Source organism: Sphingobium sp. DN12, assembly GCF_051058005.1.
In the GTDB taxonomy this organism is placed as follows: Bacteria; Pseudomonadota; Alphaproteobacteria; order Sphingomonadales; family Sphingomonadaceae; genus Sphingobium; species Sphingobium yanoikuyae.
The window spans coordinates 18,601-41,192 of sequence record NZ_CP173719.1 but is presented as its reverse complement, the minus strand read 5'-3'; the positions used below and the strand labels follow the sequence as shown (position 1 = coordinate 41,192).

Annotated in this window: 15 protein-coding genes and 4 pseudogenes; 12 read left to right on the top strand and 7 right to left on the bottom strand. The window is 62.1% G+C overall.

Features of this window, described 5'->3' with window-relative positions:
• Positions 1 to 50: 50 nt before the first annotated feature.
• From ACI6S0_RS25370 to ACI6S0_RS25360, 3 genes and pseudogenes are all read right to left on the bottom strand, one after another.
• Positions 51 to 755: an SDR family oxidoreductase gene (locus ACI6S0_RS25370; protein ID WP_017503671.1), complete on the bottom strand. Its 705-nt coding sequence runs from the start codon at positions 753 to 755 to the stop codon at positions 51 to 53.
• A gap of 14 nt (positions 756 to 769) precedes the next feature.
• Positions 770 to 1,738: pseudogene (locus ACI6S0_RS25365) on the bottom strand (quinone oxidoreductase family protein).
• A 49-nt stretch (positions 1,739 to 1,787) separates the two neighbouring features.
• A complete protein-coding gene (locus ACI6S0_RS25360; protein ID WP_004207065.1) occupies positions 1,788 to 2,354 on the bottom strand; it encodes a TetR/AcrR family transcriptional regulator in 567 nt (188 codons plus the stop codon).
• A 531-nt stretch (positions 2,355 to 2,885) separates the two neighbouring features.
• Here ACI6S0_RS25360 and ACI6S0_RS25355 point away from each other — a divergent pair.
• The 11 genes from ACI6S0_RS25355 to ACI6S0_RS25305 all read left to right on the top strand — a co-directional run bounded on the left by ACI6S0_RS25355 (position 2,886) and on the right by ACI6S0_RS25305 (position 17,021).
• Complete coding sequence (locus tag ACI6S0_RS25355) at positions 2,886 to 3,560, top strand: TetR/AcrR family transcriptional regulator (RefSeq protein WP_017503672.1); 675 nt, start codon at positions 2,886 to 2,888, stop codon at positions 3,558 to 3,560.
• A gap of 119 nt (positions 3,561 to 3,679) precedes the next feature.
• On the top strand, positions 3,680 to 5,431 hold the full coding sequence (locus ACI6S0_RS25350) for a PHA/PHB synthase family protein (protein ID WP_004207062.1): 1,752 nt from the start codon (positions 3,680 to 3,682) through the stop codon (positions 5,429 to 5,431).
• A gap of 3 nt (positions 5,432 to 5,434) precedes the next feature.
• Entirely contained in the window at positions 5,435 to 6,859 is a 1,425-nt protein-coding gene (locus ACI6S0_RS25345; RefSeq protein WP_313326527.1) for a bifunctional enoyl-CoA hydratase/phosphate acetyltransferase, read from the top strand.
• The gene (locus ACI6S0_RS25340; protein WP_004207060.1) at positions 6,856 to 8,049 is read left to right on the top strand and encodes an acetate/propionate family kinase; all 1,194 of its coding nucleotides are present in this window, start codon (positions 6,856 to 6,858) and stop codon (positions 8,047 to 8,049) included. The genes ACI6S0_RS25345 and ACI6S0_RS25340 overlap by 4 nt, the downstream gene beginning before the upstream one ends.
• Complete coding sequence (gene fabI / locus ACI6S0_RS25335; RefSeq protein ID WP_004207059.1) at positions 8,046 to 8,819, top strand: enoyl-ACP reductase FabI; 774 nt, start codon at positions 8,046 to 8,048, stop codon at positions 8,817 to 8,819. The genes ACI6S0_RS25340 and fabI overlap by 4 nt, the downstream gene beginning before the upstream one ends.
• The gene (locus tag ACI6S0_RS25330; protein ID WP_036526765.1) at positions 8,816 to 10,051 is read left to right on the top strand and encodes a phospholipase A; all 1,236 of its coding nucleotides are present in this window, start codon (positions 8,816 to 8,818) and stop codon (positions 10,049 to 10,051) included. The genes fabI and ACI6S0_RS25330 overlap by 4 nt, the downstream gene beginning before the upstream one ends.
• 19 nt (positions 10,052 to 10,070) lie before the next feature.
• Complete coding sequence (locus ACI6S0_RS25325) at positions 10,071 to 11,048, top strand: HlyD family secretion protein (RefSeq protein WP_004207057.1); 978 nt, start codon at positions 10,071 to 10,073, stop codon at positions 11,046 to 11,048.
• On the top strand, positions 11,045 to 13,834 hold the full coding sequence (rbbA, locus tag ACI6S0_RS25320; RefSeq protein WP_004207055.1) for a ribosome-associated ATPase/putative transporter RbbA: 2,790 nt from the start codon (positions 11,045 to 11,047) through the stop codon (positions 13,832 to 13,834). Before ACI6S0_RS25325 ends, rbbA begins: the two co-directional genes overlap by 4 nt.
• Positions 13,831 to 14,958 carry an ABC transporter permease gene (locus ACI6S0_RS25315; protein WP_017503204.1) on the top strand — a complete coding sequence of 376 codons (1,128 nt, stop codon included), beginning with the start codon at positions 13,831 to 13,833 and terminating at the stop codon, positions 14,956 to 14,958. The genes rbbA and ACI6S0_RS25315 overlap by 4 nt, the downstream gene beginning before the upstream one ends.
• Positions 14,959 to 14,991: 33 nt before the next feature.
• The gene (locus ACI6S0_RS25310) at positions 14,992 to 16,398 is read left to right on the top strand and encodes an efflux transporter outer membrane subunit (RefSeq protein WP_004207053.1); all 1,407 of its coding nucleotides are present in this window, start codon (positions 14,992 to 14,994) and stop codon (positions 16,396 to 16,398) included.
• A 281-nt stretch (positions 16,399 to 16,679) separates the two neighbouring features.
• Positions 16,680 to 17,021, top strand: coding sequence for a PAS domain-containing protein (locus tag ACI6S0_RS25305; protein ID WP_004207052.1), 342 nt, complete (start codon positions 16,680 to 16,682; stop codon positions 17,019 to 17,021).
• A 31-nt stretch (positions 17,022 to 17,052) separates the two neighbouring features.
• On the opposite strand, the pseudogene ACI6S0_RS25300 reads toward ACI6S0_RS25305, so the two are convergent.
• Positions 17,053 to 17,391, bottom strand: a pseudogene (locus ACI6S0_RS25300) (integrase core domain-containing protein); the annotation flags it as partial.
• Positions 17,392 to 17,544: 153 nt separating this feature from the next.
• On the opposite strand from ACI6S0_RS25300, the pseudogene ACI6S0_RS25295 reads away from it, so the two are divergent.
• A pseudogene (locus ACI6S0_RS25295) lies at positions 17,545 to 18,838 on the top strand (IS110 family transposase).
• A gap of 213 nt (positions 18,839 to 19,051) precedes the next feature.
• On the opposite strand, the pseudogene ACI6S0_RS25290 reads toward ACI6S0_RS25295, so the two are convergent.
• The 3 genes and pseudogenes from ACI6S0_RS25290 to ACI6S0_RS25280 form a co-directional block, all read right to left on the bottom strand.
• Positions 19,052 to 19,890 (bottom strand): annotated as a pseudogene (locus ACI6S0_RS25290) (IS3 family transposase); the annotation flags it as partial.
• Positions 19,891 to 20,133: 243 nt separating this feature from the next.
• Positions 20,134 to 21,624: a glycerol kinase GlpK gene (gene glpK, locus ACI6S0_RS25285; RefSeq protein ID WP_161735059.1), complete on the bottom strand. Its 1,491-nt coding sequence runs from the start codon at positions 21,622 to 21,624 to the stop codon at positions 20,134 to 20,136.
• Between the two features lie 31 nt (positions 21,625 to 21,655).
• Positions 21,656 to 22,516: an MIP/aquaporin family protein gene (locus ACI6S0_RS25280; RefSeq protein WP_047099721.1), complete on the bottom strand. Its 861-nt coding sequence runs from the start codon at positions 22,514 to 22,516 to the stop codon at positions 21,656 to 21,658.
• Positions 22,517 to 22,592: the final 76 nt, after the last annotated feature.

Here is a 22,592-nt window from a genome sequence, read left to right as displayed (position 1 = left end):
CCGGCAATTCTCGTCGTCATCGACCGAACTGCAGTATTTCGTGGCGATAGCTAGAGCACATACCCGCCATCGATCGTCAGACTGGCACCCGTCATGTAACCAGCCGCCGGGCTAATCAGATAGGAAACGAGCGACGCGACCTCCTCCGCTTTGCCGACCCGCCCAAGTGGAATGAGGTCGCGCAGGCGCGGAACCATCGCAGCCGTCAGATCGGTTTCGATCGGTCCCGGCTGGATGTTGTTGACCGTGATACGCCGGGGCGCGAGGTCGAGAGCGACGCCCTTGACCATGGTCGCGACGGCGGCCTTGGTCATGGCATAGACGCTGCTGCCCTGCGAGCCAGTTCGAATAGCGGTGTTGCTGCCGATCGTGATCACGCGCCCGCCATCGCGCATGCGCGCGGTCGAAGCCTGGATGGCGAGGAAGACGCCGCGCACGTTGACGTCGAGCATCAGGTCGAGATCCTCGAGCGTGAACGCCTCGATTGTCGCGCGGCGAAGGACGCCGGCATTGACAACCACGACGTCGAGCATGCCCAACCGATCGACCGCATGCGCCACTGATGCGGTGATAGCATCGGCATCGGCGCTATCAGCCTGAATCGCGATGGCGCTGCGTCCCAGGCCGTTGATCGCTTGGACAACCTCAGCGGCGCGATCAGGTTGCGAGACATAGGTCAGCGCCAGATCGAAACCATCTCCGGCGAGCCGGTTTGCGATGGCGGCGCCAATGCCACGCGATCCCCCGAACACCATGGCGACCCGAGCGCTCACGGGATCAGCACCAACTTTCCGGTGGTCCTGCGGCTCTCCATATCCGCGTGGGCCTTCGCCGCATCCGCAAGGGCATATTCGCCGCCGATCCGGACCTTGAGCCTGCCGTCCGCGACCCACTGGAAGAGCTGCGCGGCATGCTTGCGAAGCAGTTCCGGGGTATGGATATGGTCGAAGAAGACGGCGTAGCCGATCTTGATGCTCCTGGGCAGGCTCATGATATCGAGTGGCCCTGGCCCACCCAGCACCGGGCCATACCAGCAGAAGGTGCCCGACCGGCGCAGGACGTCGAGTGAACCCTGAAACGTTGTCGGTCCCGATCCATCATAGACGACATGGACGCCCTCTCCATCGGTCAGGCGCAGGGCCTCTTCGGCAAATCGCCCTTCCGTATCGACAATGACGTGGTCGGCGCCCGCCTCCCGGGCGGTGGCGACCTTTTCTTCAGATGAGACCCGACCGATCACCTGGCCGCCGCGCAACTTGATGATCTGGGTCAGGAGCAGGCCAAGACCTCCTGCCGCAGCGTGAACGAAGGCGATATCACCGGGCAGGACCGGATAGAAGTCGGTCGCGAAATGGCTGGCGGTCAGCCCCTGCATCATGATCGAGGCCGCCGTTCGATCGTCGACCGCATCGGGAACCGGCACCAGCGTCGTTGCCGGGATCGCGACCCGCTCAGCATAACTGCCGGGCGCATAGACCCAGGCGACACGCTGGCCGGGCTGAACAGCCTCGACGCCTTCGCCGACTGCCAGAACTCGACCGACGCCTTCGACGCCCAGGATCTAGGGATTGGGCATGTCAGTCCAGGCAATCCCCTGACGCACGCCGATATCCATGAAGTTGACCCCGGCAACCGCGATCTCGACCAGCGCCTCGCCCGGCCCGGCGACAGGCTCCGGTCGCTCGATCTGCTCCAGCACCTCGCGGCCACCGGTCGCGGTCATCACCACTGCTCGCATGTCTTTCTCCTATCTTGAATGATCGTTCAGTAATTGGTCAAAAAAGGGGTCAGCGCAGCGCGCGCATGACCATCTCCTGCAGGGCAGCCAGGGTTGATCGGTCGGCGCCGCCACGCCCGGCGACGCGGATCCCGGCGATATTGGCGATCAGGAATTGCGCGAGAGCCTCGGGATCGAGGCTGGCTGCAACATCGCCCTCACGCTGCGCGTCGCGCATGCGCGAGGCGATGGCCATGTGCAATGTCCTGCCCAGTGCTGCATGGATATCGACAAGGTCCGGCCGCGATGCGCCGAACTCGCAGGTCGAGCCGACGCCGAGACAGGGCGTGGCTGCTGTCTCCACGACGCGCCGCAGCATGGCCCCGATCCCGTCAATGGCGCGCGCGCCGCTGCGAAGCGCCTCGAAATGCGCCGCGCATTCGCCCATGCCGTAGCGCCGCACCGCCGCGCAATAGAGCTGCCACTTGTCGCCGAAGGCCGCGTAGAGGCTCTGCCGCCCAATGCCCATGGCGTCCACGAGCATCTGCGCCGAACTGCCCTCATATCCATGCTCGCTGAACACGGTGATCGCACCGTCCAGGGCAGCATCCGTGTCGAATTCCCGAGGTCTTGCCATAGGTCATGTATAGCGATTCGGGAACGATCGTTCAAGTATGGATACTCGGTTTCCGTGCGACACCCTCAGCGGGAAGCAGCGACCGTGGCGCCTCCCGAGACGGACGAGAGTCGGCTAGTTTCGCTGGGCTTGGGTTCGCCCGGTCGCCGCGAGGATGAACGGATAGCCCGATGACCTCGGCCGCTGCGTTACCTCTTCGAGCGAGGCGAAGCTCGGGGCGTGCGGGCTTCAGCTTCCGCAGCCTCTCCACTCTGTTCCATATTCTTGAGATCGCGCTCAATGCGGAGCCGCGAGGCGCTGCAGTTCGGTTATGAACTCGTCGCCCCGGCGGCCCGGTTGTGATGGGAGCGAGCACTGCGTGGTAAAGGTGTCTGATCGACGCCAGGCGTCGCGATCACTCACCAGCGGGACTGCCGTATTTTCAGAGGCGCTTCGCCCATCCTCTGCTGATCGTTCGATTTTTCGGCCGAACAGGCATTGTGCAAGTGCAACCCATAATATATGTTCAATTGAACATATCATGGAGTCTACATGCCGACAGAAGTCGCCATTCATCCTCTCCCGTCGCCCCGAGGCCGCAGGCAGAAGGATATGGTTGGTGGCAGACAGGAATTGCTGGCGGCTGCCATCTGCGCATTTTCGCATGACGGGTTCGAGCGCGCAGATCTGAGAGGAATCGCATCGGCCGCTGGCGTCAGTCAAAACCTCATCCGCGTGCATTTCGGAAGCAAAGCTCAACTCTGGAAAGCCTGCCTGGAAGCGATAACACAGAGCACGACCGGAATAATCGCGGAAATTTCCAAGATTGCCTCAGACGATAGCCGTTCGGTTCATGACCGACTTTGCGACGCGATTACGCGCATAATCTATTTTTATTCGGACCATCCCTATGTGAGGGATTTTGTCGTTCGGCACGCAGCGGATAGGTCTGAGCGGTCGACATTGGTTACGGAACAACTGATCCATCCTGCCTATGAAAGTTGTCGGACGCTTTACGAGGCCGGAATCGCTCAGGGCATAATCAGGGCCAGTCACCCTGCGCTCTTTTTCGCGTTGCTGAGCGCCGCTGCCAATCAACCCGCCAGCTTTCCTACTGTCCTGCGATCGCTTGCTCCCGAGATCCCTGAGGACGCCGCCCGAATTCTCATCGCAGAGACCATCGTCGAGACTTTGCTCCACGGCGAGCCATGCGCTCCGCCGCGGTGAACCTCAAAGGGGAGGTACTTAACCTTTCTGCAGGCTGCCGAGCGCCTGCGCAAAGAAACACAGCAGAGGGACTCGCCTGCTCGCAGGCATTGCCGCTCTGCCGCCGCAGGAGATTGAGCATGTCGATCGATGAACACCAAACCGACCCCCTCGACGGCCTCGCCGAGACGCTCGATCACGCAGCGGCTGCGATGGTGGCTCAGGCAACGCATGGCCTGTCTCCCGCAACGCTTGTTCAGGCATGGTCGGACTGGGCGCTCCATCTCGCCATCTCTCCGGGCAGGCAGTTGCAACTGGCTACCAAGCTGGGTCGCAAATATATGCGACTGGCTGATTATGCAGCCCGGCGCGCCGGCGATCCCGACACCCTTCCCGCAATCGAGCCGCTGCCCCAGGACCGCCGCTTCGACGACCCTGCCTGGCGGGAACAGCCCTATGATCTTCTCGTGCAGGCATTTCTGCTGACCCAGCAATGGTGGCACGCCGCCACGACGGGCATAAAGGGCGTGGACCGTCATCATGAAGACATGGTTGCGTTCGCGGCCCGCCAAATCCTCGACATCGTCGCGCCGACGAACATTATCGCGGCGAATCCCGTGCTCCAGAAGCGGATCGTCGAAACAGGCGGGCGCTGCCTCATCGACGGCATCGAGCATCTTTTCGAGGACATGAGCCGCCTTGCACGAGGGGAATCACCGGCGGGAGTTGAGGCGTTCCCGGTTGGCGAGACTGTTGCCGCGACGCCAGGAAAGGTCGTCTATCGCAACGAACTGATCGAACTGATCCAGTATGAACCGACGAGCGGGATGGTCCATCCGGAGCCGGTGCTGATCGTGCCCGCCTGGATCATGAAATATTATATTCTCGATCTTTCGCCGGACAATTCGCTGGTCCGCTGGCTGGTGGGCCAGGGTTACACGGTCTTCGCCATCTCCTGGCACAATCCGGGCAGCGCCGACCGCAACCTCGACATGGACGCCTATCGACGGCTGGGCGCGATGGCAGCGATCGATGCCATCCACGCGATCTGCGGCGACGCGCATATCCACGCGCTGGGTTATTGTCTCGGGGGCACATTGCTGTCCATCGCCGCAGCCGCAATGGCGCGCGATGGCGACGACAGGCTGGCGAGCGTCACCCTGCTCGCGGCCCAGACCGAGTTCAGCGAACCCGGAGAACTTGGCCTTTTCATCGATGAGTCCCAGCTCAATCTGCTCGAGAACATGATGTGGAGCCGGGGCTATCTCGACAGCAGCCAGATGGGCGGTGCGTTCGAGATTCTGCGTTCGAACGATCTCGTCTGGTCGCGGATCCTCACCGAATATCTGATGGGCGAGCGTGCGCCCATGAACGATCTCATGGCGTGGAACGCCGACGGCACGCGCATGCCTTATGCCATGCACAGCCAGTATCTGCGCCGTCTGTTTCTCGATGATGATCTGGCCGAAGGCAAATACAAGGTCGACGGCCGGGCTATTTCCCTGTCGGCGCTGCGCAAACCGATGTTCATCGTAGGAACCGAACGCGACCATGTCGCGCCGTGGAAGTCGGTCCACAAGATCCACATGCTCTCCCCGGCCTCCATCCGCTTCGTGCTGACAAGCGGCGGTCACAATGCCGGCATTGTATCGGAGCCGGGCCACAGGGGGCGTCGCTACAGCGTGCTCGATCGTGTGGAAGACGGCCCCGTGCTCGACGCGGAGGAATGGCTTACGCGCGCCGAGCCGCATGAGGGAAGCTGGTGGACCGCCTGGGGCGAATGGCTGGTCGACCATTCGAGCGAGCCCGTCCCGCCTCCCCCGATGGGATCGCCCGACAAGGGATATCCCGCGCTCTATCCGGCACCTGGCCACTATGTGAAGGAGCGTTGAGCGATGGCCGGTCCAGCGATGATCGAAAACCGCACCTTCGATGAAATCGAAGTTGGCGACACCGCATCGGTCACACGAACGCTCGAGCCGGAAGACATTCAGCTTTTCGCCCTGGTGTCTGGCGACGTCAATCCGGCTCACCTCGACGCGCAATATGCCGCGACCGACATGTTCCGCCACGTCATTGCCCACGGCATGTGGGGCGGCGGCCTCATCTCCGCCGTCCTCGGAACGCAACTACCCGGTCCTGGCACCATCTATCTGGACCAGTCGTTGCGCTTCCGCCGCCCCGTCGCACCGGGCGACACGATCACCGCCTCGGTCACCGTCGTCGAGAAGCGTGCGGAGAAGAAAATCCTGATCCTCGACTGCCGCTGCGCCAACCAGCATGGCGAGGATGTCATCACTGGCCAGGCCCAGGTGATCGCGCCCGGCGAAAAGGTGCTGCGCCCGCGCGCGGAGCTGCCGGACGTTCGCCTCAACGATCATGACAAATATCGCCGGCTGATGGAGCTTGCCGGTGGTAGCGATCCGGTCCCGACGGCGATCGTGCATCCTTGCAGCGAAGCCGCCATCACTGCGGCAATCGATGCGGCGCAAGCCGGATTGATCGCCCCGATCCTCATCGGGCCCGATGCGAAGATCAAGGCCGCAGCCACTGCGGCCTCGCGCGCGATCGACGGTTTCCGGATCGTGCCGGTGGCGCACAGTCATGCCGCAGCGGCCAAGGCGGTGGAACTGGTGCGCACGGGCGAAGCGCAGCTCGTCATGAAGGGATCACTGCACACGGATGAACTGATGGGCGCGGTAGTCTCTTCCGCTACAGGCCTTCGCACCGAACGACGGATCAGCCATGCCTATGTCATGGACGTGCCTGGCCGGCCGACACCGCTCATCATTACCGATGCCGCTATCAACATCGCCCCCTCCCTCGAGGAAAAGGCCGACATCATCCGCAACGCCATCGATCTCGCGCATGTGATCGGCATGGAGGCGCCCAAAGTCGCGATCCTCGCTGCGGTCGAAACCGTCAACCCGGCAATGCCTTCGACGCTGGATGCGGCGGCGCTCTGCAAGATGGCGGATCGCGGGCAGATCAGCGGCGGCATTCTCGATGGACCCCTCGCCTTCGACAATGCGGTCAGCGAGGCCGCGGCCAGGGAAAAGGGTATCGTTTCCGAAGTTGCGGGCCATGCGGAAATTCTGGTCGTGCCCAACCTCGAAGCCGGGAACATGCTGGCCAAGCAGCTCACATTCCTGGGCGGCGCCGACGCGGCCGGTATCGTGCTTGGCGCGCGCGTGCCGATCATCCTGACGAGCCGTGCCGACAGCCTGCGCACGCGTCTCGCGTCCTGCGCAGTGGCGGTGCTGATGGCGCGCGCCGTGACGCCGGCAGCCCCTGGATTGCCCGGGGGCAAGAGTGCATGAAGGCGGTCGTCAGCCTCAATTCCGGCTCGTCGAGCATCAAATTCTCTCTCTTCGCCATGGAGCCGGGAGGCAGCCTCCAACTCGCGGCCGGCGGAAAGATCGAGAAAATCGGGATAGTGCCAGCGCTGAAGGCCCGAAGGACGGACGGTACGATCCTGCTCGATCGCACCTGGCCGGATGGCGCAGGCCTTACCCACGCCGACTTGCTGGCCGATCTTTTTTCCTGGGCGATGCAGCATCCACTTGAAGGCTATGAGATCGCCGCCATCGGACACCGCATCGTCCATGGCGGCACAGAATTTTCCGTCCCGCGGCGCATCGATTCTGAATTGATCGACAAGCTGGAAGCACTTTGTCCGCTGGCGCCCCTGCATCAGCCCCATAACCTGGCTGCCGTCCGGGCGATCACCAAGCTTGATCCCGACCTGCCTCAGGTCGCCTGCTTCGACACCGCTTTCCATCATGACAAGCCAGCCCTCGCCTCTCGTTTCGCAATCCCCCGTGCGCTTCACGACCAGGGCATCCGTCGCTACGGTTTTCACGGCCTTTCCTATGAATATATCGCCCGGCGCCTCGCCGCGATCGACCCGGCGCTGGCCTCGGGCAAGGTCATCGCCGCACATCTGGGCAATGGCGCGAGCCTTTGCGCCATGGCGGCGGGGCAAAGCGTCGACACGACCATGGGGTTCACCGCGCTCGACGGTTTGATGATGGGCTCCCGCTCGGGCAGTCTCGACCCCGGTGTCGTGCTGCATCTCATGACGCAGATGGGCATGGGCGCCAAGACGATAGAGGATATGCTTTACAGGCAATCGGGCCTTCTGGGCGTGTCGGGCATTTCCAGCGACATGCGCACGCTTGCCGCGAGCGACGCACCCGAAGCGAAAGAAGCGATTGATCTCTTCGCCTGGCGGGTAGCCCGTGACACCGGCGCCCTTGCCGCTTCGCTGGAGGGTGTGGACGGGATCATCTTTACTGCTGGCATCGGCGAAAATGACGCGGGCATGCGCAGCCTTATTGGTCGCCGGCTCCAATGGCTGGGCCTTGAGATCGATGATCGCGCCAATGCTGCAGGTGAGACGCTGATCAGCGCCCCCGAGAGCCGGATCAAGGCCCTCGTCATCCCCACCGACGAGGAACGCATGATCGCAATTCACACGCTCAGCCTGCTGCAGGAGACCGCCCAATGACACCGCTTGTAGATCTGACCGGCAAGCGCGGCCTCGTCATCGGGATCGCAAACGAACATAGCATCGCGGCAGGATGCGCGGAGGCATTTGCCCGGTGCGGCGCCCGGCTTGCCGCCACCTATCTCAACGAAAAGGCAAAGGACTGGGTCCAGCCTGTCGTCGACCAGCTCGGCGTCGAATGGACTGCGCCGTGCGATGTACGCATCCCCGGCGAACTCGAGGCGCTTTTCGGCCAGGTGCAAGAACGCTGGGGTGGCCTCGATTTCCTGCTGCACTCGATCGCCTTCGCGCCGAAGGAGGATCTCCACGGTCGGGTGGTCGACAGCAGTGCGCAAGGCTTCTCGACGGCGATGGACGTGTCCTGCCACAGTTTCCTTCGCATGGCGAAGCTCGCCGAACCGCTGATGGCAACGGGCGGATGCCTGCTTTGCGTGACCTTCTATGGTTCGGAGCGGGTGGTCGAACACTATAACCTGATGGGTCCCGTCAAGGCGGCCCTGGAAAGCGCAACGCGCTATGTCGCCGCGGAACTGGGCGCCAAAGCCATTCGGGCACACGCTATTTCACCAGGGCCGATTGCCACCCGCGCCGCAAGCGGAATCGACCGGTTCGACGAGTTGCTCGATCGGGCTGCCGCGCAGGTTCCCGCAGGAAAATTGGTTGACGTAAGCGACGTCGGCGCGCTGGCCGCCTTCCTCGTCAGCGATGCCGCGAAGCGGATCACCGGCACGATCATTCCGGTCGATAACGGGCAGCATCTTTTCGCGTGATCGTTCGGGCTGCCCCTCTTGCCCTCGCAGCCAGCGCCGTACTGGCGTCGCAGGCGCACGCGCAAGCTGCTCTGGAGTATGTCGTCCAGCGCGCAGGCAACCGCGATCAGAGCGGACATATCCTTGTCGATGTGCGCGTTCTCAATGCCGGGGCGGCCGCGCAGGAGGTTCGCCTTCCCGACGAGGTTGCGGCCGATCTGGTCAGCAACGGCACGTATCGAAAGGTCTGGCTGCAACGAGGCGAAAAACAGGCTGCGGTTCTGACGATCCGGGCCAATGGCTTTGCGGCGGCGCGCTACCGGATCGACTTTCAGGACGTCATGGACGGCGCGGCCTTGTCCATTCCCTCCTGGTCAACGCAGCAAATCCTCCTGACGATCGGCGTCGATCCTGAGGCCGACCGCTCTGCCCCGGTCGCCCTGACTGCCGCGCCCTCGCTCACGCCTCCGACCTCTCCGCAGATATCGCCAGACTCCGTCACACCATCGCCGACAGACCGAACCCGGGGCAATGCTTTCATCCCCAATCTCTCGGTCTACGAACCGATCTATGCGGTCTATGGCCCCGGCACCAACACCGACGCACGCATCCAGATCAGTTTCAAATATCAGCTGTTCGGAAGTCGAGCGCGGATGGACCGCTCTCCCTCGCTGATCGACGGCCTCTATTTCGCCTATACCCAGCGCATGTTCTGGGACGTGGCGGCGAAATCCTCGCCCTTCCGCAATATCGATTATCAACCCGAGCTCTTCTATCTCTCGCCTGCCCTGCCCGTGTCAGATAAGGCCACGATCAGCGGCCAGATCGGCCTTCGCCATGAGTCCAATGGACGCGATGGCGCAGCCTCGCGCAGCCTCAACATGCTCTATCTGGCCCCGATGGCCGGCTTCTCGCTCGGCGAGGACCGAAGGCTGACGATCGCGCCGCGGCTGTGGCTCTATCTCGGAAACCTTTCGGACAATCCTGACATTCGCCGATATCGCGGCAATAGCGGGCTTTTCATTGAGGCAAGCGAGGATGATGGGCTGCGCGTCTCGGCTTCTACCCGTCTCAACCTGGGTAGCGGCAAGGGAGCTCTGACCGCCGAGCTCTCCTACCCGTTCCGGCGTATCCTGGGCGGAGGCCCGGACTTCTATCTCTTCGGCCAGGGCTTCACCGGCTATGGCGAAAATCTGCTCGACTATAACAAGCACGTGACGCGCCTGCGGATCGGCGTGGCGCTCGTGCGATGAACGCTCAAGGAGGTATAGCGTGAAGCTGCGGGGCCCTATCGTCATTCCCATTCTGGCCGTCGTCCTCATCGCCCTGGCTTTCGGGCTGTGGTGGATGTTTGGACGCACCGACAAGCTCCCCGATACCATCGTGCGCGGCAACGGCCGTCTCGAGATGACGCGCACCGATATTGCCGCCAAATATCCTGGCCGCCTGATGTCGCTTGACGTCCATGAAGGTGATCTCGTCGGGGCGGGGCAGGTCATCGCCCGGCAGGATGATGTAGACCTCAAAACCCAACTCGCCGGAGCGCTTGCCAAGCGCGAACAGGCAGTATCCGCCCTCATGCGCGCGCAAGGGGAGCTCGCCGCGCGGGACAGTCAGGCTCAGCTCGCCCGCATCGACTGGGTCGAGACCGGCAAGCTGCGGGAGCGTGACATGGTCTCGAACGTCGAGCTGGAGCAGCGTCGCCTGGCCTTGGGTGCTGCGCAAGGTGGCGCCCAGGCGGCGGGCGGCGGTGTCGGCGAGGCACGCTCGGCCATTGCCCAGGCCGACGCCCTGATCGCGCAAACCAGAGCCGGCCTTGCCGACCTGCGGATCATCGCACCGACGCCCGGGCGCGTCGAATATCGGATCGTCGAGCCTGGAACCATGTTGCCACCGGGCGGCAAGATCGTGTCGCTGGTCAATGCCGAGGATGCCTGGCTCACCATCTTCCTGCCCGCTTCGGTCGCCGGCAAGATCAGGATCGGCGACGAGGCACGCATTCTTCCGCAGGGTTTTGGCGACGCCATTCCCGCGCGCGTCAGCTTCGTGGCGCCCGATGCGCAGTTCACGCCAAAATTCGTCGAGACGGCCAGCGAACGCGAGAACCTGTCCTACCGGGTGAAGCTGCAGATCGCGCCTGATCTCGCCCGTGGCCTGGACGGAAGGCTGAAAGCCGGCATGACGGCGGACGGGTTCGTGCGCACCGATACGCGCCAGCCCTGGCCCGACCTCACCAAGATCGACAAATGATCCCGCCCGCTCAGATCCTCCCCGAAGAGGCGATACGGATCGAAAGCCTTTCGCATCGATATGGCGGTATCATCGCCCTGAACGAGGTTTCGCTCTCCCTGCCCAAGGGGAAGACCACCGCGCTGGTCGGGCCCGATGGCGTAGGCAAGTCGACGCTGCTCGGCCTCATATCCGGCGTGAAAAAGCTGCAAACGGGACGTCTTTCGGTTCTCGGCTTCGATCTCACCGAGCGTCGCAAGCGGGAGGAGTTCCTTTCCCGCGTCGCCTATATGCCCCAGGGGCTTGGTCGCAATCTCTACCCGACGCTTTCCGTCCGCGAGAATATCGACTTCTTTGGTCGCCTCTTCGGACTGTCTGCAGTCGAGCGGGAAGCGCATATGCGGCGCTTGCTGGACGCGACGGGGCTTGCACCCTTTCCGGACCGGCCCGCCGGCAAACTTTCGGGCGGCATGAAGCAGAAGCTGGGCCTGTGTTGCTCGCTGGTGCACGATCCGGATCTGCTCATCCTCGACGAACCCACCACGGGGGTAGACCCTCTTTCACGACGGCAGTTCTGGGAACTGGTGGATGCGATGTGCGCGGAGCGGCCGGACATGACCGTGCTGGTCTCCACGGCTTACATGGAAGAGGCAGAGCGCTTTGGCCACCTCGTGGCGATGGACGATGGCAAGGTGATCGCGCAAGGGGATACGCGCGAGATCATGCGTGACGCGGGCGCGGATACGCTCGAAGCCGCCTATGTTCGCCTGCTTCCGCAAGACAAGCGGCCATCGGGCGACGCGCTGGTCGTGCCGGCCTGGCAGGACAAGGGCGAAGCGCCGGCAATCGAGGCGCATGATCTGACGCGGCGCTTTGGTGATTTCGTAGCGGTCGATCATGTGAGCTTTCGCATCGGACGCGGCGAGATATTCGGTTTTCTGGGCTCGAACGGCTGCGGCAAGACCACGACCATGAAGATGCTGACCGGCCTGCTCGATGCGACGGACGGAACGGCCAGCCTTTTCGGGCGGCCGATCGCCCCCGGAGACATGGAGACGCGCATGCGCGTGGGCTATATGTCGCAGGCCTTCTCGCTCTATGAAGAGCTTTCGGTTCGCCAGAACCTGGTCCTTCATGCGCGGCTCTATCGCGTGCCACGCCAGCAGGCAGGCGAACTGGTTTCGGCCGCGCTTGCCCAGTTCGAGCTCGAAGCCCATGCCGATGCCGTTCCCGCCGCTCTGCCGCTCGGCATACGGCAACGCCTGCAACTCGCCGCCGCCTGCCTCCATCGACCCGAGATCCTGATCCTGGACGAGCCCACGTCCGGCGTCGATCCGGCGGCGCGCGACATGTTCTGGCGCCATCTGATCCGCCTCTCGCGCGATGAAGGGGTAACGATCTTCGTCTCCACCCACTTCATGAACGAGGCGGAACGGTGCGACCGCATATCGCTGATGCATCGCGGGCGGGTTCTGACGGTCGGCGCGCCGACGGAACTCACACAGCGATATGATGCGCAGCGGCTCGAGGATGCTTTTATCGCTGTCCTCGAGAAGGATAATGACGAAGCGCCGACTGCTTCCGCCCATCTGCCGGTCGATGCTTCGGTCGCTTCGTCCACTCCTGCCGCCGGTGCGCGATCGACGGCTCCCGGCCGGCCGCGATTACCAACCGCTGCCGGCAGCTGGCCGGGCTTCGCCTGGGCCTTTGCCCGGCGCGAAGCGACCGAACTCATGCGCGATCGCATCCGGCTCGCCTTCGCGCTGATCGGCCCGATCATCCTGCTGTGCATTGCAGCCTACAGCATTTCCTTCGACGTCCAGAATATCCGCCTTGCCGTTCTCGATCATGACCGCAGTGCCGCCAGCCGTGACCTGCAACTTTATTTTGAAGGGTCACGCTATTTCCGGGTTGAGCCCGAACTTGCGAGCGACGCGGCCGCCGATCAGGCGCTGCGCGAGGCATCGACCAAGATGGTGCTGGACATACCCCCCGGCTTCGGACGCGATCTGACCGCAGGGCGGCGGCCCGCGGTCGACGTGCGGATCGACGGCGCGAGTCCTTTCCCCGCGTCGAACGCCCGCGCTTATGCCGAGGCTGTTCTCCTTCGCTACGCAATGGACCAGTTGCGGTCCGCGCAGCCCTTCGCTGTGCCTGATCTCTCGTCCACAATCGAACCGCGCTTCATCTACAATCAGGAGTTTCGCAGCATCTACGCCATGGCGCCGGGCGTCCTGATGCTCTGCATGATCCTCATTCCCGCGATGCTGACGGCCCTTGGGGTCGTGCGCGAAAAGGAAATCGGCTCGATCACCAATCTCTACGCTTCGCCGGCGAGCCTGGGCGCATTCCTGGTCGGCAAGCAGATGCCCTATGCCCTTCTTGCGATGATCAGTTTCGTGACGCTGATCCTGGTGACTGTCTTCATTTTGGGAGTACCGCTCAAGGGGTCCTTGCCGGCCCTTCTGATCGGCGGGTTCCTCTTCATTCTGTCTGTCACCGGGCTGGGGCTGATGATCTCGGCCTTTGTGCGCTCGCAGGTCGCCGCCATCTTCGCGACATCCCTCATCTGTCTTATTCCGTCGGTGAACTTCTCCGGGCTCCTTTACCCCGTTTCCACCCTGACAGGCCCGAGCCATATCATCGGGCTGACCTTCCCCTCCTCCTGGTTCCAGATCGTCAGTCTCGGCACATTCACCAAGGGTCTGGGCATGGCCAGTTTCGGCCAGGCCTATCTGGCCCTGATGGCGCTCGCATTCCTCTTCGTGGGCGGCGCACGCCTGATGCTGGGAAAGCAGGAGAAATGACGCGCTGGATTCTCAACGTTGCGCTTCTGAGCGGCAAGGAACTGCGCAGTGTCATGAAGGATGTGACGCTGATGGCGCTTATCCTCTTCGCTTTCACCGTGGCGATCCAGCTTGTTGCGAACGGGGTACGCGCAGAGGTCATGAACGCTTCGGTCGCGATCATGGACGAGGATCATTCCGAACTGTCGCGCCGGCTGCGCGATGCCATCCAGCAGCCCTATTTCAAACCACCCGAGGACATCGAGCGATCCGCGATCGGCCCTGCGATGAACAGCGGAAAATATATCTTCGTCATCGAAATCCCGCCCCGCTTCGAAGCCGATACGCTCGCGGGCCGGTCGCCTTCCGTCCAGATTCTCGTCGACGCGACCGCCATGACGCAGGCAGGTCTGGGCGCTGCCTATTTCCAGCAGATATTCGCGCAGGAAACGCTCGACTTCCTCCATGCCCGGGGCCTCCTGGAGGCGCTGCCGGTCCAGGTCGAAAGCCGGATGCATTTCAATCCCAACGCCCAGTCGGCCTGGTATACCTCGGTCATGCAGATCGTCACCAACGTGACGGTGCTCTCGATCATCCTCGTCGGCGCGGCGGTGATCCGTGAGCGTGAGCATGGCACGATCGAGCATCTGCTGGTGATGCCCGTGCGCGCCAGCGAGATCGCCTTCGCCAAGATCCTTGCCAACGGCCTCGTCATCCTGCTGGCCTCGATCGCGTCCCTCTGGTTCGTCGTTCATGGCGTTCTGGGCGTGCCGCTGACCGGATCTCTCCTGCTCTTCACTGCCGCGATGTTTCTCTACCTCTTCTCGGTCACCTCGCTCGGCATGTGGATGGCAACGCTCGCGCCATCCATGCCGCAGTTCGGGCTCTTCGCAGTGCCCGTCTACGCCATCGCTTATCTGCTCTCGGGAGCGGCAACGCCGCTCGAGAGCATGCCCTCGGCGATCCGGACGATTGCGCTATGTCTGCCGACCACCCAGTTCGTCAGCCTCTCCCAGGCGATCCTCTATCGCGGCGCGGGCGTGCGAACGATCCTGCCGGAACTCGCGATCATCTGCGGCTCGGGCGTGTTCTTCGTGGCGATGGCCGTCAGCCGCTTCCGTTCGATGCTCTCAAGGCAGGGCTAAAGGTCATGGATGACATCACCCAGGAAAATCAGAATGCATAGCCAATTGCTTCCTCCATCGCTCGCGCTGCTGCTCACCGCTTGCGCCAGCGTCCCGAACACGCCCGCGCACGCGCCACGCATCACTCCGCCCAATCGCCTGGATGCGGCGGCGGCGAACGACGCGGCAATAACCGGGACAGACCGCTGGTGGACGGCGTGGGGCGATCCCGCTCTTGATGCGCTGGTCGAGAAATCGCTCGAAGCAAACGCCGATATCCGCGCTGCAAAAGCCCATGTCGCCGCCGCGCGTGCGCTAGTCACTGTCGCGGAATCGGCGCTTTATCCTACCGTTGCCGCAAATGGCACAGCGTGGGCCAGTCAGAGCGATGCCGGGATCGATGACAAGTGGCAGGCCATGCTGCCGTCGCTGTCCGGAAACAGCGGCAGTGGATATCTGGTGGGTCTTGGAGCCACCTGGGAGGCTGACCTGTTCGGTGGACGCCATGCCGACGCCGAAATGGCGCGCGCGCTTTCCGAAAGCACCGCACGAACGGCCGATGGCGTCAGGCTCATGGTCGCCGCCGATGTCGTCGAAAATTATCAGCAGCTGCAGGGGCTGAGGCGGCGCCTCGATGTCCTCGATCGCAGCGAGGCTACGGCCAGTCGCCTTGTCGATTATGCGGCCGCCCGGCAGCGGACGGGCGCCGCGACAGCGGCCGATGTCACCCGCGCCCGCAATGGACTGGAGGCGCTGCGCGCCTCCCGCCCGGCCCTCACATCCCTCGTCGATGCGCGCAAGCGGCGACTGGCCGTGCTGGCGGGCGACGTCCCCGAACAGGCGCCGGATATGGTCGCCTCCGCCACTTTTGAGACGCCAGATGCGCCCACCGGGCAACTTCCTTCCGACATTCTTGATCGCCGGCCTGATGTCGCGGCGCGATCATGGCTGGTGAACGCGCGTGCGGCGCGCCTCAAGAGCCTGAAGGCCGATCTGCTTCCGCGCTTCGCCATCCATTTTCTGGGGCAGAACGGGCATATCGAACTGGGCGGCCTGCCGGGCTATGGCGGAACCGGAGGTCTGGTCGGCCTTTCCGCATCGATGCCGCTTTTCAATGCCGGAAGGTTGCAGGCCAGTGTCAAGGCGGGCGATGCCGAACTTGAGGCTGCTCTCGCCAATTATGACCAGGCCATGCTGTCGGCGCTCGAGGAAGTTGAATCCGCTTATGGTTTTCGGGCGGGGCTGGACGAACGCCTGGCCGGGCTTATCCGTACATCCGACATGGCCCGCCGACGCGCCGACCAGCTGGCGATATTGTACGATGCCGGACGCACGCAGTTGGGCGATGTGTTGCAGGCCCGATTGGATGCGCTCTCGGACGAGGACAAGATGGAACAGACCCGCATCGCACAAGGAACGGCAACCGTTCAGCTCTATCGTGCGCTGGGGGGCGGCTGGTAAGGTTGCGCCGGGCCGCTCGGCCAGCGTCGAGGTCTGCTTTTCCGCCTTTTGAGGGCCACGCAGATCGACGAACTCAGCTGACCGATCACGACAAAATGCAGGTCGCTGAGTGACGCTGCAGGATCAACCTCATGATGTGACTGGGAAAAATGCGGCCTCGTATCAATTTTCCAGTCATCAATTAGGTGCCAGGCACAGTGGAATAAAATCTAAAGGTCAACTGTGCTATTCCTGCTTTAGAGCTATGAGAGCGCGCATGCGCCGAACAGAATAGGTGAGCCATGAAGGAGTTTCTCGAACGTGCGGCGAAGGCAGGTGCATTGTCGTTTCGTGACTTGCATATCATTCTCGATGCTCTACCGATCCCCCTTTCCTGGGCTACCTTGCCCGAGGGAGAGATCAGATTTCTCAACCGGGCATTCACGAAAACCTTCGGTTATCCGGAAGGGGCATTCCCAACTGTCGACGACTGGATCGACGGTGCCTATCCGCGTGAACATCATAGGAAAGAAACCCGCCGACTTTGGAATGATCTATGGCTCGCGCGCGCCGAGGGCATATCGGAAATCGATGCTTGCGAGATCGAGATATTATGTGCGGACAAAACGATCCGCACAGCCTGATCTGCCCCCACCGAGTGGACCGATTGGTTTGTTAGTGGATTAAGCCCATCGCCGCCATATTCGGACGGAGGTGGAGCGAAGCGGAACCGGAGGCCGGATATGGCGGTGTCGCCGTTTCCGGTGCCGGCGGTCGGTAGCCCAAGCTGCTGTGAGGGCGAACGGTGTTGTAATGCCGCCGCCATGCCTCGATCAGCACCTTGGCCTCAGCGAGGCTGTAGAAGATCTCGCCGTTGAGCAGTTCGTCGCGAAGCGATCCATTGAAGCTTTCGTTATAGCCATTCTCCCATGGTGATCCCGGCGTGATGTAGAGCGTCGTCACGCCGATCTGCCCCAGCCATTTCTGGACGGCGGTCGCGATAAATTCGCTTCCGTAGCACATTGGGAAGCGGCCCCTCGAAGGGGCGCACTGCCTTGATGAAGGCAAGGGCGCGTAGCGCCCGCAGGCTTCATCAAGGCGGTCATGATCGGCCCGCAGGTCTCTAAAGTGAAGTTGTCGACTCAACCCTTTGGAGACAGACCGACCATGACCAAGCGTAGCTCTAATCCCACCGACGCCGTGCTGGTAGCCATCGATATGTCCAAACACCGCCAGGAGGTCCTGATCGAACGTCCAGAAGGCGGACCCCGACGTCGCATGACGGTGATGGCGACAAAGGCAGATTATGATCGCCTGGCCACGGATCTTAGCGACATCGGGCGTCCGATCATCGTCGGCTTCGAGGCTACTGGTAACTACCATCGCACGCTGGCGCATCGCCTGCTGTCCGCCGGCTTCGAGTTGCGCTTGATCTCGTCCGTTGCCTTGGCTCGAACGCGCGAGGCTCTGCACAATGGCTGGGACAAGAACGATTCCAAGGATGCGCAAGTGATCCTGCACATGCTGCGGATTGGCGCCACCCAGCGATACGTCGATCCGCTCGCCGCCGGGATCAACGACCTGCAGGAGATGTCGAAAACGCACGAGGCGATCTCCAAGGCTAAGACGCAGACATGGCATCGCATCCTGACCCACTACCTGCCGCTCTATTTCCCGGAGATTGAACGCTTCGCTGGCAACAGCCGATCCGACTGGTTCCTTGCTCTGCTCGAACGATTCCCGACTCCAGCCAGCATGACTGTGCTCGGCCAGGAGACTTTCTCCCGCGAAGCATGGGACTTGGTCGGCCGCAAAGTGTCCAAAGCCCGGCTGATCAACGATATCTACGAGACCGCCTGCGCCTCCGTGGCGCTACCTGTCGACGAGGATTCCGTCTCGATCGCTATGTTCCGCATGGTGATCGCCCAAGCACGCAACCTGATCCGGCAGCGCGACGAGATCGAGCGAACGGCGCATGCCATGCTGGCCGAAAACCGCGATTATCAGCTTCTGCGCATGATCCCCGGCATTGGGCCCATCAATGCGTTGACCATTCTCGCCGAGGCAGGCGATCTACGCCGCTTCAGCCATCACCGTCAGTTCCTGAAGTTCTGCGGTCTTGATCTTGCGACCCGGCAGTCCGGTACATTCCGAGGCCGCACGATGCTGTCCAAGTACGGTAATGCGCGATTGCGGCGGACCTTTTGGATGGCTGCCCAGGTCGCCGCACGTCAGCGCAACAACAGTTTCCGCGACAAGCTCGGACGATACACTGCCGGGCACGCGGATGATGCCGATCGTCGCCGCAAGGCGATGACGGCGCTCACCGCCAAGATGGCGCGCGTTGCCCATGCCGTCATCAAGACGGGGACAGAGTACCGACCGTTCCTTGAACGGTCGGATGCCAGGTGGAAGGACCCCTCTCTGCAAGTGCCGTGAGGGCGCGAAAGCGACCCTGTAGATAATGTTCGGGCCTTCCACCTGGGTGCGTATCTCGTTCTAAGGACGGTGAGGACCACGGCCGCTTCGGCGCCGCTGGATCCTGTGTTTGCTATGGCAGGGAGCGATCCCGTTGACGGTGGAAGCCATCTGGCTCAGAATGCATGCCTCGCCGCTCAATGCCGGCGCATAGAGATCTGTTGACCAAATCTCGCTTTCCTTCGTGACCCAGGACGTTGTCGGACCGTATATGTACCGGAGGACCGCGAGAAATGAACAGGTCGGCCAGCGCCGCCAGCACATCCTCGTGTTTGAGCTGCCGGGCAACGATGAGTGCCAGGCACTCCCTGCTGGCCTCATCGATGATGGTCAGGATCCGGAACTTGCGGCCATCGTGCGTGCGCCCTTCGACGAAGTCGTAGGCCCACACATGCCCGGGATACTCAGGCCGTAGGCGGATACATGATCCGTCGTTGAGCCACAGGCGTCCCCGTTTGGGCTGGCGCAGCGGGACCTTCAGTCCTTCGCGTCGCCATATCCGCTCGACCCGTTTGTGGTTCACCGTCCACCCCGCATGGCACAGCAACGCCGTCACCCGGCGGTAGCCATAGCGACCATATTGCTTCGCCAACGCGACGATGTCCTCCGTGAGCGCCTGTTCGTCATCCGCCCCACGCGGCACCTTGCGCTGTGTCGATCGATGCTGCCCTAGCACCCGGCATATCCGTCGCTCGGACACTCGGATCGGCAAATCTTGTCGCAACTGATCGATGCAGCGCCGCCGCCGCGCGGGGCTTAGAAGTTTCCCTTGGCAGCTTCCTGCAAGATCAGCTTGTCCAACGTCAGATCCGAAATCGCCCGGCGTAGCCGCTGGTTCTCTTTCTCCAGATCCTTCATCCGCCGCGCTTGGTCGGTCTTCAGGCCGCCATATTCCTTGCGCCAGCGATAGTATGTCTGCTCGCTGACTGCGATCCGGCGGCACGCCTCTGCTGTCGAGGCTCCCTGCGCCAGCACAATCTCAGCTTCACGCAGCTTGCCGATAATCTCTTCCGGCTTGTGCTTCTTGCTCGGCATTCATCGTCCCTTTCGTGGTCCAGACTATCATAGTCTCTGGGCCACTCAGCGGGGGGCAGATCATATCACTGACCTTGCCGCTGCTTCGGGTTCAAGGGGGCTCGCTCAAAACCAGCATTGTTTGCAGGCCGAGACCAGCGTGTTGATGGAGGTGCTGCGCAATCATGGCGACGAAGTGCGACGACGCGTCCGATATCAGATTAGTATGCCACCCTTGAAGCATTGCTGGTTCCGATCGTGTTGCTAACGCAACGTACGGCGAACTGCATCTTGCCATCCGGCGACGAGCGTTTTGCGTTCAAAATTCGCCATTTTCGGTTCAAAAATCTGTCCCTGCGTCCAGGTTTCGGCCAGAGCGTTGAGATCCGCCCAGAGCCCTGTCGCAAGGCCCGCATGAAAGGCAGCGCCAAGCGCTGTCGTCTCAAGATGAACGGGCCGCTCAACCTTCGTTTCGAGCATGTCGGCAAGGAATTGGCAAAGCCAGTCATTTGCGGCCATACCGCCATCGACGCGCAGTTTGGCAGGGGCTGCGCCGCCATCTGAGACCATCGCTTCTGCAAGATCCATAGTCTGGTAGGCGACCGCCTCAAGCGCGGCGCGAGCGAGATGGGCCTGGGTCGCGTCAAGCGTCAGGCCAAAAATCGCACCACGCGCATCAGGATCCCAGTGAGGCGCGCCAAGTCCCACAAAAGCCGGAACCATATAGACACCATGACTGGAGGGAACCCGCGTAGCCATATCGTTCGTTTCACGAGCATGCGTGATGACGCCGATCCCGTCCCGCAACCATTTCACCGCCGCGCCAGCAACGAAAATCGAACCCTCAAGAGCATAGGTCATCTGCCCGTTCAGGCGATAGGCTGGTGTCGTGAGGAGGCGGTTATTTGATTCCAATGCCTCGGTACCCGTGTTGAGGAGCATGAAGCAACCGGTGCCATAGGTCGACTTCGCCATTCCCACGCCAAAGCAAGCCTGACCGAACAGCGCGGCCTGCTGATCCCCGGCAACACCGGCAATGGGGATTGCTGCGCCCAGAAGCGCAGCGTCAGTCGTGCCGAAATGATGCGCATTATCATGCACCTCGGGAAGCACCTGCATCGGCACACGCAGCAGACGACACATTTCCTCATCCCAACGTTGCTCGCGGATGTTGTAGAGCATCGTCCGACCAGCATTGGTCACGTCCGTGGCATGAACCTTCCCACCCGTCAGGCGCCAGATCAGGAAACTATCGATGGTGCCAAACGCAAGCTCACCCCTTTCAGCGCGCTCTCTGGCGCCGCCGACATTATCAAGAATCCAGGCGAGCTTGGTGCCCGAAAAATAGGGATCGACGAGAAGGCCGGTACGCGAGCGCACTTCCGCCTCAAATCCTTCCTCTCCCTTGAGTTCGGCGCATAGTCTGGCGGTACGGCGATCCTGCCACACGATGGCGCGATGGATCACCTTCCCAGTACCGCGCTCCCAAACGACCACTGTCTCGCGCTGGTTGGTGATGCCGATGCCGGCAATGCCGCCGGTACCCACCTCGCTCTTCTCGATAGCTTCTTTGGCAAGACGGAGGGTGTCGCGCCAAATGTCCTCCGGGTCATGCTCCACCCACCCCAGGTCGGGATAATGTTGTTCGAACTCACATTGCGCGCTTGCAACGGGACGCGCGTGCCTGTCGAACACGATGGCGCGCGTCGATGTCGTGCCTTGATCGATGGCCAGAATGTGCACAGGCTGAGGCATTAGGCGGCTCTCCGGGCTTTTCTTCAAAGGTTTACTTGACAGGCATGTCCGTATCGCCCGGCGCACCTGACTTGCTTCGCGAAGGTAAATATGGCTTGACGGCAATTTGATAGAGACCAGCGCCGAGCGTTCCACCAAGTAACGGCGCGGCAATCGGGACCCACCAGTAATTCTCGGGACTTGGAAAAGCGGCCTGATCGTATCCGGCGAGCCAAGCCAGAAGCCGTGGCCCAAAATCGCGAGCGGGATTGAGTGCCCAGGCTTCCAGATATCCTGCGGACGCGCCAATGGTCGCGACCAGCAGACCGATCATGAGAGCGCTCGAATTCGCCCGTGGCGCAACATCGTTGAACTCGTCCGTGATGGCGAAGATTCCCAGCAACAGGAGGCCGGTCAGGATCACTTCATCCCAGAATGCGTGGATCGGGGTGATATGTTCGCCGGGATGAGTGAAGAATACCCCTGCGGCGCCACCTGTCGCACGCGTCAAGCCATGGGCTGCATTATAAGCGTCAATCACCGGATGATAAAGTTGCAGCACCAGGCTGGCACCGATGAACCCACCTATCACCTGCGCTATCCAATAAGGCAAAATCTTGCGTTTGGGGAAACCACGGAAAAAAGCGAGCGCCAGCGTGACCGCCGGATTGGCGTGTGTTCCGGAAACGGCACCCGTGACATAGATCGCGATTGTCACGCCCAGCCCCCAGGCGATGCAAACGCCCCAATAGGCCTGAGCATAGGGACTCGGGTCATAAAGGGTGATCATGGCTGCCGCACCATCACCGATCAGGATTATGATCGCGACCGCCAAGGCCTCGGAGATGAGTTCGCCGATCAGGGCGCGGCGATATTCCACCTTCAAGTCTCCCCACGTTGGAACAATTTTCATCTGAAACTGCCCCATCTGCACACGCTTTCATATTAACGTCAACTCTTTCGTTTGCATTTTCGGTTTTGGCATATTA

Excerpts from the sequence above, each read along its gene's own strand:
- ACI6S0_RS25355 (WP_017503672.1), top strand. The coding sequence starts at position 2,886 with ATGCCGACAGAAGTCGCCATTCATCCTCTCCCGTCGCCCCGAGGCCGC.
- ACI6S0_RS25310 (WP_004207053.1), top strand. The coding sequence starts at position 14,992 with ATGCATAGCCAATTGCTTCCTCCATCGCTCGCGCTGCTGCTCACCGCT.
- ACI6S0_RS25280 (WP_047099721.1), bottom strand. The coding sequence starts at position 22,516 with ATGAAAATTGTTCCAACGTGGGGAGACTTGAAGGTGGAATATCGCCGC.
- rbbA (WP_004207055.1), top strand. The coding sequence starts at position 11,045 with ATGATCCCGCCCGCTCAGATCCTCCCCGAAGAGGCGATACGGATCGAA.
- ACI6S0_RS25370 (WP_017503671.1), bottom strand. The coding sequence starts at position 755 with ATGGTGTTCGGGGGATCGCGTGGCATTGGCGCCGCCATCGCAAACCGG.
- fabI (WP_004207059.1), top strand. The coding sequence starts at position 8,046 with ATGACACCGCTTGTAGATCTGACCGGCAAGCGCGGCCTCGTCATCGGG.
- ACI6S0_RS25315 (WP_017503204.1), top strand. The coding sequence starts at position 13,831 with ATGACGCGCTGGATTCTCAACGTTGCGCTTCTGAGCGGCAAGGAACTG.
- ACI6S0_RS25345 (WP_313326527.1), top strand. The coding sequence starts at position 5,435 with ATGGCCGGTCCAGCGATGATCGAAAACCGCACCTTCGATGAAATCGAA.
- ACI6S0_RS25340 (WP_004207060.1), top strand. The coding sequence starts at position 6,856 with ATGAAGGCGGTCGTCAGCCTCAATTCCGGCTCGTCGAGCATCAAATTC.
- glpK (WP_161735059.1), bottom strand. The coding sequence starts at position 21,624 with ATGCCTCAGCCTGTGCACATTCTGGCCATCGATCAAGGCACGACATCG.
- ACI6S0_RS25360 (WP_004207065.1), bottom strand. The coding sequence starts at position 2,354 with ATGGCAAGACCTCGGGAATTCGACACGGATGCTGCCCTGGACGGTGCG.
- ACI6S0_RS25305 (WP_004207052.1), top strand. The coding sequence starts at position 16,680 with ATGAAGGAGTTTCTCGAACGTGCGGCGAAGGCAGGTGCATTGTCGTTT.
- ACI6S0_RS25350 (WP_004207062.1), top strand. The coding sequence starts at position 3,680 with ATGTCGATCGATGAACACCAAACCGACCCCCTCGACGGCCTCGCCGAG.